The sequence below is a fragment of the Arthrobacter sp. E3 genome, assembly GCF_017353415.1.
Lineage (GTDB): Bacteria > Actinomycetota > Actinomycetes > Actinomycetales > Micrococcaceae > Specibacter.
The window spans coordinates 1-9868 of the sequence record NZ_JAFMPX010000064.1 but is presented as its reverse complement, the minus strand read 5'-3'; the positions used below and the strand labels follow the sequence as shown (position 1 = coordinate 9868).

Sequence of the window (9868 nt, the reverse complement as noted above, 5' to 3'; positions counted from 1 at the left end):
CCAAAAGTTCAAGCGGTGGACACAGTCTTTACGGCGTCCTAAAAGCCCTCCAGGAAATCATCATCGGCATGCTCGACCGCTGTCCCGCCTGCCAACGGCCACCCCCAACCTAACAAAGTACTACTAGCACCCCGCCGGGGAACAGGACGCTGCCGAGGACCTTTTCCCACGTTTTCCAGCGGGCTCCCATCCACAAGCACGTCACCCCGGCAAACCAGCCAACGCCCAGCAGGAAGCCGCCAAAGGCGAGAAGCACCACGGTCAGGGGCACCCAGGGGCTCGTCGAGCGCCAGCGCGGTGTTGTGGGGGCTCGACCGCCCTCATTGTGGCGACCGGCAACCAGACCCGCCATTTCGGCAAGGACGTCATCGGGGCTGCCCAGTGAAGCCAGTACCTCGGGCACCGGGCGGTCCCCACGGGAAACGGCCTCGGTGATGTGCTCCCGGACCCCGAAAAGAATTTCCTCCGATTGGTCCGTGGGCAGTTGGGACAGCCTGGCCTCCAGCGCAGACAGGTACTGTTGAACTTCCTCGTCATCACGGCGGTTCATCATCGAGAGTCTCCTGTTGCAGAGTTGAGTATGTTGCTCACTGATTGATGGAATTCATTCCACACGATGGAGAATGCGGCGAGTGACTCCCTGCCGGTCGCCGTCAAGGTGTAGTAGCGCCGAGGTGCGCCCTGGCTGGATTCGCGCCAGCTGGTTTCCACTTGCCCATTGCGGCGCAGCCGGGCCAGCAGCGGGTACAGCGTTCCCTCGCTGGTGAGCAGCCCTTGGCCATGTAGGCCGTTGGCAATGTCCAGCCCATACATTTCACCATTGCCGATCATGGCCAGAACGCAGTATTCCAAGACTCCTTTGCGGAGGTTGGTGCTGATGGTGCCGGTAGGTTCCATGCAATGCATAGTACCTTGTGATGCAGAGACGTTCAATGCTTTTGCCAGCTGGGCGCGATAGCGTGGAAGCAACGACCCAACGATGCACCAGGAGCCCATCCATGTCATCCACCCAGACCCTCATTGTCAGCGGCTACACCGAAGAAGGCTATGGCGCCGGACCGGGCTTGGCATCATTCGCCGTACTGGACGACGGGACCGTGGGGGCGATGCAAGCCCAAAAAGCATCCGTGCCAAATCCTTCGTTTGTCACGGCTGGCGGAGGCTATTTGCTTGCTGTGGAGGAACTGCCGCAGGGAGGTGTGGCCGCCGTGGACCCGCAGACGTTGGAACTCGTTGCCCGGGCGGAAACCGGGGGCGCGGACCCCTGCCATTCAGCGTTCATCGACGGGCGGGTGTGGGCAGCCAACTACTCCTCCGGGACGGCCGCCATGGTTCCACTTGCTGTATTGCTGGCAGGTTCCACGCAGCAGCTTGAGCATGTGTCACACCCGGGTAGCGGCCCCGTTGTGGACAGACAGTCCCAATCCCATTGCCACCAAGTCACAGCCACCCCGTGGGGCACGGTGCTTGTCTCGGACCTCGGTGCGGACCGAGTAGATGAGTACGCGCAGGTGGGTGAACTGTTCGAGCTGCAACGTTCGGCCCAATTGCCGCCGGGAACCGGACCGCGCCATGTTGCTCTCAAGGGTGATTTCATGCTCGTGACGGGGGAGCTCGACGGCCACCTGCACGTCCTGCGCAAAACACGGCTTGAGACAGACATCCCGGGCAGCGCCGATGAGCACCCGGCGGGAAGCGCCGAGTGGGACTTCTTTTGGCAGTGGCTTTTCAAGTCGGTGCTGACGGAAAGCCCGCAGGCCCTGGAGAATGGCAAGGATTTTTTCCCCTCCCACGTTCAGCTGTCCGCAGACGGCACGAAGATCTACGTTGCCGTGCGCGGCCCCAACACGCTGGTGGTCATGGATGTGGGCGAACTGGATGAATCGGTGGGGGAGAGGCCGTCACCACCGTGCATACTGCAGGAAATTTCATGCGGCGGTAACTGGCCCCGGCACTTCGCCATGGCCAACAACATGCTGTATGTGGCAAACCAGCGCTCCAACTCCGTGACCGTCTTTGCCGTGGGCGGCGACGGGCTGTTGGGCGCAGCCCCGGTACAGCTGCTTGAATTTGGCAGCGCCACCTGCGTGCTGCCGCTCTAGCCAGCTCACCCGGCGCAGCGGTGGGGCGGGAGCGTACAGCCACGTGCCGCCGTCGTGCATGTCCAGGGCAGGATTCGGAATTGAATGATGCGCAAAACTCATCTCGGGTTTCGCGCAGAACGGGCTGATTCCCGCCGGAAGCCCGGGCAACGGTAGGCTGGGGCGCGGACGGACCGCACCCAGCGGCCTCGTAATTACTAGGAGTACATAGTGGCGCCCCAATCCAAGCTTGATCTGGTCATCTCCCTCGCGAAACGTCGCGGCTTTGTTTTTCAGGCCGGTGAGATTTACGGCGGCTCGCGGTCGGCCTGGGATTATGGTCCCCTCGGCGTGGAGCTGAAGGAAAACATCAAGCGCGAATGGTGGCAATCCTTCGTGCGTGGACGCGAGGACATGGTGGGACTGGACTCCTCCATCATCCTGCCCAAGGCCGTGTGGGCTGCCTCCGGCCACGTCGCCACGTTCACCGACCCGCTGGTCGAGTGCACCCAGTGCCACAAGCGCCACCGCCAGGACCACCTCATAGAGGCGTTCACGGCGAAGAAGAAGCGTGAGCCTGAAAACGGAATGGACGACATCGTCTGCCCCGACTGCGGCACCAAGGGCCAGTGGACTGAGCCCCAGATGTTCTCCGGGCTGATGAAGACCTTCCTGGGCCCGGTGGATAGTGAATCCGGCATGGCCTACATGCGCCCGGAAACCGCGCAGGGCATCTTTGTGAATTTCAATAACGTGCTCACCACCAGCCGCAAGAAGCCACCGTTCGGCATTGGCCAGATCGGCAAGGCCTTCCGCAACGAGATCACCCCCGGAAACTTCATCTTCCGCACCCGCGAGTTCGAGCAGATGGAAATCGAGTTCTTCGTCCCCGGCGAAGACGCGGATGCGTGGTTCAAGGAATGGGTCGAGCTGTGCTGGGACTGGTTCCTGGACTTGGGTATCAACCCGGAAAACATGCGCCGCTTCGACGTCCCCGACGACGAGCGTGCCCACTACTCCGCCGGCACCATCGACTTTGAGTACAAGTTCGGCTTCCAGGGCAGCGAGTGGGGCGAGCTCATGGGTGTCGCCAACCGCACCGACTACGACCTGAATTCACACACGAAGGGTTCCGGCACCGACCTGAGCTACTTCAACCAGGCCACTGGCGAGCGCTACACCCCGTACGTCATTGAGCCGTCCTTCGGGCTGACCCGTTCCATGATGGCGTTCCTGGTGGATGCCTTCGTCGAGGACGAGGCACCCAACGCCAAGGGCGGCGTGGATAAGCGCACCGTGCTCAAGCTTGACCCGCGCCTGGCCCCCATCAAGGCCGCCGTGCTGCCGCTCTCCCGCAACGAGGACTTGTCCCCGAAGGCCAAGGAGCTGGCCAACACGTTGCGCAAGCACTGGAACATCGACTTCGACGACGCCGGTGCCATTGGCCGCCGTTACCGCCGCCAGGACGAGATCGGCACCCCGTTCTGCATCACCGTCGACTTCGAAACGCTCGAAGACAACGCCGTGACCATCCGTGAGCGCGACACCATGAGCCAGGAGCGCGTGCCCCTGGATCAGGTGCAGGCCTACCTGGCAACCCGTCTTCTGGGTGCGTAGGGGTGGCTGAACTTTCCTACCGTTCGTGGCGTGAAGGCGACGATTTGGAGCTGCTGCAAATCTGGGGAGACGCCGAAAGCACTCCAGCCGGGCAGTTCCGTGCGGCGCTGGTAGCCAATTCGGACGCCAATCCGTGGCGGCGCACTATCGTTGCCGAGGACCAGGGCATCCCGGTGGCGGCCGCCGTCGTGTATTCCACGAAGCTGCACCCGGCACGGCTCTGGGCCTACGTGGAGGTGTCCGCCGACCACCGCCGCGCAGGCGTTGGTGCCACCCTGCTGACCATGCTGCGCCACGAAGCGTCCGCTGCCCTGGCCGCAGGTTTGGCAAGCACGACGGCGTTGCGCAGCAAAGTGGCGCCCGGCACCTCCGGCGCTGCATTCGCTGAGGCGATGGGGCTTACCGCACTCCAGCGCAACCGGGTGGTGGAAGTGGGCCCCGGCGCGCTGAATCTGCCCACGTTCGGTGATGGCACCGAGGCCGAGGCGGAAGCGCGCGTACAGGACCTGGCCACGGGATCCGTTGAACTGACGGATGTGGTGGGCAGGTACTACGAGTCCGTGAACCAGTGGGATCCCACCGGTCCGCTCAGCCCGGGCCTGGTGCAGCGCATGTTCCTTGACGACCTGACAGGCGCCCACGGTGCGCTGGTGCTTCGAGCGGAGCCAGGAAGCGCCTTCGGTGCCGACGTGGCTCCCAGCAAGAAGGGCAAAATCCAGGCCTTCGCACTGAGCTATTCACAGGGCCACATCAACTCCGGGGAGGATGCTGCCCCGGCCGCCGCCTCCGAGGTGTTCATGGGTGTGGAACCGTCGCTGGAATACGACGTCGCCGTGCAGGCCGTGTACGACCTGCTGGCGTTGATCACCCACCAGTACCCGGTGCTGCTGGAACTGGACGACTCCATGGAAGCCCTGGCCGCCGTCGTCAATCCGATGGTTAAGGTCGGCGCCGCCAAGGTCCGCGGCACCGAAACGCTGGTCGTCGGCGAGTAACCGCTGGCAGAGTCGGCATTTTTCCGGCGGGCAGGTCGGGCTCCCTCGCGGGCAGTAGGATTTCCTCGGTCGCTGGGCGACCTCGGAAATCCATCCCCGCTCCGGGAGCCCGGCCCGCCCATGCCCGGTGCTTGTCGGGATGCGGTTACGGCAGGAACAAGTCTCCGCGGGCGGCGTCGAGGCCTTCCACCACGATGTTCCAGGACGGCCTGCGGAAGTCGGCCGCTGCCACGCGCAGTTCCTGCAGTTGGCCTGGCCCACGGGACCCTCCGTCGATGGGAACGACGGCCCCCAGATTGTAGCCCAGTGCCTGTGAGACGCCCAGGGACGGCTTGTTCCACAGAGTGGCACTGGACTCGGCGGCTTCCGCACACAGGTGGTCGAAGGCGAAGAGCAGCACGGCGGCCCGCATCTCCCTGCCATAGCCCTTGCCTTGCTGGCTCCGGGTCAGCCACGACCCGGAATTGATGGTTTTGCCCGCCGAAAACTTCCGCGTGGCCACGGATTGGGTGCCGATCGGCACGCCGTCGAGCAGGACCACGAAGTTCAGTGTCCATTGGTCAGCACGGACCCCCGCCCGCAGCTCCCACTGGTGCCGTGCCATGTCCCGAGTCAACTGCAGAGATGGAGCGTCGGTCCACGGCGTGGAGAACGGCATGACGGCGGGATCGTGGATACCGGCCAGCGCAGCCTCGACGATGCCCGGCAAGTCATCGTCGCGGACGATCCTCATTGATAGGCGCGGACTGGTGATCGTGAGGTTGAACAGCGGCCAGACATCGGTGAGCGTGAGCATTGGAAAAATCTACCCCAACCCGTGCAGTCCCCACTGCATCGTGAAGCGGCCAGCCACAAAATCGTGTACCGGCTTCATGCCCGCCAGTGAGCCCAGCACCTTGTTGCGCGCCTTGAGGAACGACGCCGGTAAGGGCCGTCCCAGCACCATGTTCACTTCCGCTTGGCGTGCGGCCCGCAGGGCTGCCGCCATCCGCGTTTTTTCGAATTGTTGCAAACGGATTCCCGTCGCTTCTCCGCGCAGCGCGGAGGTGATGATCGGGGCCAGTGCGGCTACGTCCAGCCAGCCCAGGTTCATGCCCTGCCCGCCGATCGGGCTGATTTCATGGGCCGCATCGCCCACCAGCACCGCCCGGCCGGACACCATCCGGTCTGCCATTCTTGAACGGACACCAAAAGCGCTGAGCATGCTGTTCGCATCCGCGTCCACCCGGGCGCCTGTGCGGTTGCGGATCAACGCGGCCAGCTCGCTGGCTGTGGCGCCTTTTAGCAGTGCATCGGTGTGCACCACCCAGCGACGCAGCCGGCCCGGAAGCGGAAACGACTCCACAATGCCTCCCGGTTCAAGGTAGAGCACCGCGGTGGAACCGTCCGTTCCGGTATCCGGAAAGTCACCCATGAGGTACGTGTCGGGGTAGTCGTGCCCGTGGGTGGCGATGCCGAGCTCCGCCCTGACGGTGGAGCGGGCGCCGTCGGCACCGACCACCAGCCGCGCGCTGAACGTCACTTTGCTACCGCCCGACCCGGCCCCGGCGGTCGGTGCAGCCGTGAGCGTAACGGAGGATCCGGCGTCGTGCATTGACGTGATTTTGCAGCCGCGCACTAGGGCGCTCGGGTCCATCCCGGCGACCCGCGCCTCGAGTAGTTCCTCCGTCCGGGCCTGGGGGACGGCCAGGATGAACGGGTGGGTGGTGCCCAGGCAATCGAAGCGCAGGCCGGCGACATGAGTGCCGCCGCTGGACGCCAGCCCGCGGGTGATCTGCACGCCGTCGCCGGTCAGCGTTTCGGCGATGCCAACACGGGCCAGCGCGGCCAGGCCGGGCGGGTGGATGCCGATGGCGCGCGAATGGGCGCTGCGTTCGGTGCGCTGTTCCAGGATCCGCACCGACAGACCCTCCTGCAGCAGCAGGGCACCGAGGAGCAAACCGACCGGGCCGGCACCCACGATCGCGACGTCAAGCATGCTGCCATGCCGGTGAATACAGCAGCAGGTTGCGGTAGGGACGGGCCGACTTGACGCGCCAGATCGGCGGAACCACCGCACGCATTTCGGCCGCCGTGTAGGAGCGCCGGATGGAGGTCAGTCCGTCGCGCCGAATGAACGAACCGGGAAAGAACGGCAGCGTCCCGGCGGAAAACAATGCGTAGCCCAAGCGGCTGCGGGCAATGTCGCTGTGGACCACGCCCTGACGGGCCAGCTGTTCGGAATCCGCCAGCAGGCCCGCAAACTCCTCCGCGGAAAGGTGGTGGAGTATGTGGTTGGAAATGACGACGTCGAACATGGCACCTTCGCGCACAAGCTCGCTGCTGTGGGCGCGGCGAAACACCATGCCGGGGCTGGCGTGGGTGACGCCGCCTTGGCGACTCGCGTGGGCTTGGGCGAAGGCAATGGCGCGGGCGTCGGGGTCAATGGCGGTGATGGAGAGTTGCATTCGGTCGCGGGCTGCCCACCGGGCCAACGCGATGGCGATGTCCCCGCCGCCGCACCCAATGTCCAGCAAGGTGGTGTTCTGGTTGGGTGACAGCAGCGGCCTGATGTACTCCGTGTAGGTGCTGTGCCAGCGCGAGACGACGCTGTTGATGAGCGGAAACTGGGCGTAAGTGCGCGCCAAGGCTGCCGGGTCGCAATCGGGCTTGTCCATTTCCTCCACGGCGTGCTGATCCCTTTCTGCCAGGAATCGCCGCCATGCGGCAGCCGGGGAGCCCTCAGGCACGGCTTACCGGCACAGTGGGTTGGGGGTCGGTGGACTGGGGGTCCGCGTCCGGATTCAGCGTCAACTCCGCCTGCTGGATTGCTAGTTCCTCCTGCGCGGACGCTGATTGGGCTGAAACGGTCTGCCCCACCTCCGGCGGCACCGAGGCGGGCGGGCCCACTTTGGTGAACAACCCGGTCTCCACCGTCAGCCCCGGCCCGAAAGCCATCCCGCAGATGGCTTCGCGAGCCTGCGAAGCTGGTTGCTCCAGAATGTGCTTCAGCACAAACATCACCGTTGCGCTGCTCATGTTCCCGAAGTTGCGCAGCGTTTCGCGTGCGGGGATCAACTGCTCGTCGCTGAGTTCCAGTTTGGCTTGGACCTTGTCCAGAATGCTTCTGCCGCCCGGATGGATAGCCCAATGTCGGATCTCGTTGTAGGGGATGTGCTCGAGTTCAGGGGAGTGGGCCAGCAGCGGTTCCAAGGCGCCCACAATGTGTTCGTCAATGATTTTGGGCACGTACGTGTCCAGCACCATCTCAAAGCCGTTGTCGCCGATGTTCCAGGCCATGGAATCCTCGCCCACGGGAGTCAGCACCGTTTCAAAGTGGTCCAGTTCAAGGGCAGGCGCCGTGAGCGGCAGGGCCCGCGCGGTGACGACGGCGGCGGCTGCACCGTCGGCGAAAAGCGATGAACCCATGATGGTGTCGGGGTCGTTGGAGGTGCGTACGTGCAGTGAACACAGTTCCACCGATACCACCAGAACCACTGCATCGGGATCGGCTTCGCAAAACGCCTTGGCAGCACGCAGGGCCGGGAACGCCGCATAGCAGCCCATGAAGCCAAGATGGTAGCGCTGCACGGAAGGCTTCAGCCCCAGTGCGCGGACGATCTTGTAGTCCGGGCCGGGGTTGAAAAAGCCCGTGCACGAGACAGTGACAACGTGGGTGATGTCCGCCGCGTCCAGGTCCGGGCAGGCTGCAACAGCCTTGGTTGCAGCCTCAACGAACAAAGCCGTGGCTTCGGTGGCGAAGAGGTCGTTGCGGGTCTTGGTGCTGGGGTTGAGCAGGAGCCCTGTCTCGCCGTCGTAAAACACGGGGTCCGGGCCGTGGAAGTCCAAGCTCATCTCCTCCACGGCCGTGTGGCGCGTGTCGATGGCTGCAGAATCAAAACAGGTGCGGACCAGCCGCTGGCCTAGGCGGGTCAGGCCCGGTTGGGCGGCAAAAACGTCCCGAGCCTCGGGCTGGACAAGAATGGTGGGCGGAACTGCAGTTTCCAGGGACCTCAAAGTGACCGTCATAGTCCATTCTTAGGTGGAGGGCGCAGCAAACACAATCGACACGCTGACAAATGTTCGCGCAAACGCAGTTCCGACGCCGCCAGCAGGGGCTGTAGAGGTAAGCCCTCCTGCTTCATGACACCACGCGGACGGTGCGCGGCATGGAGGCGGCCGCCAGTAGTCCCAGGATCCCGCAGACCAGAACGGCGAGGAACACGCCCCGCGCGGAGGCAATGATGGTCGCCGGGTCGGCGGGACCGGTTCCCGAAGAGGCGATGATGGCGTTGGCCACGGCCCCGAAGATGGCGACGCCCACTGAACTACCGATGGCCCGGGCCAGCATGTTCGCTCCCGTCACCACTCCGCGCTCGCCCCAGCCGACCGAGGACTGCGCCGCCACGATGGCCGGGGTGGAAGCGAAGCCGAGCCCTGCCCCGATGACCAAGCAGCACGCCGCCACGACCCAGACGTTTGGACGCGCCGAGGTGAGGACCAGGGCCAGCGCACCGAAGACAATCACGGCCATGCCCAGCAGTGAGGTGTTGCGGAAGCCGTAACGCATGTACAGGCGGCCGGAGAAGCTGGAGGCAATGGGCCAGCCGATGGACTGCGCTGCGACCGCCAACCCGGCCAGCAGCGGCACAGTGCCGATGGAACCTTCCAGAAATGTGGGCACGAAGGAGGTCAGACCGATGAGCACAGCCCCGACACCGAGCGAAACGAGCGTGGTTGTCAGCAGCAGCCGGCGGGAAAGGACCCACAAGGGCAGCACGGCGTCGGCTGTGCGTCGTTCCACCAGCACGAATGCGACGATGCACGCCGCGCCAAGGGTGAAACCGCCAATGCTATACACCGAATCCCATGCCCAGGCCTGCCCGCCCTCGAGCACGGCAAGGATCACCAGTGTCATGCCCGTGGCGAGCAGGATGGCACCCGGATAGTCGATGTGGATCCTGCGGCGGGGGATGTTCTCGTGGTATGCGCGCATGAGCAGGAAGGCTGCAGCCAGGCACACCGGGACGTTGATGAAGAAGATCCAGCGCCAGCTCGCAAATTGGGAAAATTGGCTATCCATGTAACTGCCGTGATTATGCGGTTTGTGGGGTTCGCCAGGGGCGTTCGAGTGGTGTTCCGGTGAGTGTGTGCGGCAGTGCGTGTGGGGTCCGTGGCGGGACGGGGACGTCCTTT

General features: G+C 64.4%; 10 protein-coding genes. 3 read left to right on the top strand and 7 right to left on the bottom strand.

What is annotated here, in order from left to right; genetic code table 11:
* Window positions 1-109: 109 nt before the first annotated feature.
* Together JMA46_RS16515 and JMA46_RS16510 are read right to left on the bottom strand one after the other, a co-directional pair.
* Complete coding sequence (locus tag JMA46_RS16515; protein WP_207346441.1) at window positions 110-553, bottom strand: hypothetical protein; 444 nt, start codon at window positions 551-553, stop codon at window positions 110-112.
* Complete coding sequence (locus JMA46_RS16510) at window positions 550-897, bottom strand: PadR family transcriptional regulator (RefSeq protein WP_207346440.1); 348 nt, start codon at window positions 895-897, stop codon at window positions 550-552. Before JMA46_RS16510 ends, JMA46_RS16515 begins: the two co-directional genes overlap by 4 nt.
* 101 nt (window positions 898-998) lie before the next feature.
* On the opposite strand from JMA46_RS16510, the gene JMA46_RS16505 reads away from it, so the two are divergent.
* The 3 genes from JMA46_RS16505 to JMA46_RS16495 all read left to right on the top strand — a co-directional run bounded on the left by JMA46_RS16505 (window position 999) and on the right by JMA46_RS16495 (window position 4693).
* Window positions 999-2102 carry a beta-propeller fold lactonase family protein gene (locus JMA46_RS16505; RefSeq protein ID WP_207346439.1) on the top strand — a complete coding sequence of 368 codons (1104 nt, stop codon included), beginning with the start codon at window positions 999-1001 and terminating at the stop codon, window positions 2100-2102.
* Between the two features lie 210 nt (window positions 2103-2312).
* On the top strand, window positions 2313-3698 hold the full coding sequence (locus JMA46_RS16500; protein ID WP_207346438.1) for a glycine--tRNA ligase: 1386 nt from the start codon (window positions 2313-2315) through the stop codon (window positions 3696-3698).
* Window positions 3699-3700: 2 nt separating this feature from the next.
* Entirely contained in the window at window positions 3701-4693 is a 993-nt protein-coding gene (locus JMA46_RS16495) for a GNAT family N-acetyltransferase (RefSeq protein ID WP_207346437.1), read from the top strand.
* Between the two features lie 145 nt (window positions 4694-4838).
* On the opposite strand, the gene JMA46_RS16490 is transcribed toward JMA46_RS16495, so the two are convergent.
* The 5 genes from JMA46_RS16490 to JMA46_RS16470 all read right to left on the bottom strand — a co-directional run bounded on the left by JMA46_RS16490 (window position 4839) and on the right by JMA46_RS16470 (window position 9755).
* Window positions 4839-5489: a GNAT family N-acetyltransferase gene (locus tag JMA46_RS16490; RefSeq protein WP_207346436.1), complete on the bottom strand. Its 651-nt coding sequence runs from the start codon at window positions 5487-5489 to the stop codon at window positions 4839-4841.
* 9 nt (window positions 5490-5498) lie between these two features.
* Entirely contained in the window at window positions 5499-6671 is a 1173-nt protein-coding gene (locus JMA46_RS16485; protein ID WP_207346435.1) for an NAD(P)/FAD-dependent oxidoreductase, read from the bottom strand.
* Window positions 6664-7422 (bottom strand): class I SAM-dependent methyltransferase, encoded by a 759-nt coding sequence (locus JMA46_RS16480; RefSeq protein ID WP_348770208.1) that lies wholly within the window; start codon window positions 7420-7422, stop codon window positions 6664-6666. Before JMA46_RS16480 ends, JMA46_RS16485 begins: the two co-directional genes overlap by 8 nt.
* The gene (locus JMA46_RS16475) at window positions 7415-8701 is read right to left on the bottom strand and encodes a type III polyketide synthase (protein ID WP_207346434.1); all 1287 of its coding nucleotides are present in this window, start codon (window positions 8699-8701) and stop codon (window positions 7415-7417) included. The genes JMA46_RS16480 and JMA46_RS16475 overlap by 8 nt, the downstream gene beginning before the upstream one ends.
* A 112-nt stretch (window positions 8702-8813) precedes the next feature.
* Complete coding sequence (locus JMA46_RS16470; RefSeq protein WP_247647391.1) at window positions 8814-9755, bottom strand: MFS transporter; 942 nt, start codon at window positions 9753-9755, stop codon at window positions 8814-8816.
* Between the last annotated feature and the right edge of the window lie 113 nt (window positions 9756-9868).

Excerpts from the sequence above, each read along its gene's own strand:
- JMA46_RS16515 (WP_207346441.1), bottom strand. The coding sequence starts at position 553 with ATGATGAACCGCCGTGATGACGAGGAAGTTCAACAGTACCTGTCTGCG.
- JMA46_RS16510 (WP_207346440.1), bottom strand. The coding sequence starts at position 897 with ATGGAACCTACCGGCACCATCAGCACCAACCTCCGCAAAGGAGTCTTG.
- JMA46_RS16505 (WP_207346439.1), top strand. The coding sequence starts at position 999 with ATGTCATCCACCCAGACCCTCATTGTCAGCGGCTACACCGAAGAAGGC.
- JMA46_RS16490 (WP_207346436.1), bottom strand. The coding sequence starts at position 5,489 with ATGCTCACGCTCACCGATGTCTGGCCGCTGTTCAACCTCACGATCACC.
- JMA46_RS16485 (WP_207346435.1), bottom strand. The coding sequence starts at position 6,671 with ATGCTTGACGTCGCGATCGTGGGTGCCGGCCCGGTCGGTTTGCTCCTC.
- JMA46_RS16475 (WP_207346434.1), bottom strand. The coding sequence starts at position 8,701 with ATGACGGTCACTTTGAGGTCCCTGGAAACTGCAGTTCCGCCCACCATT.
- JMA46_RS16470 (WP_247647391.1), bottom strand. The coding sequence starts at position 9,755 with ATGGATAGCCAATTTTCCCAATTTGCGAGCTGGCGCTGGATCTTCTTC.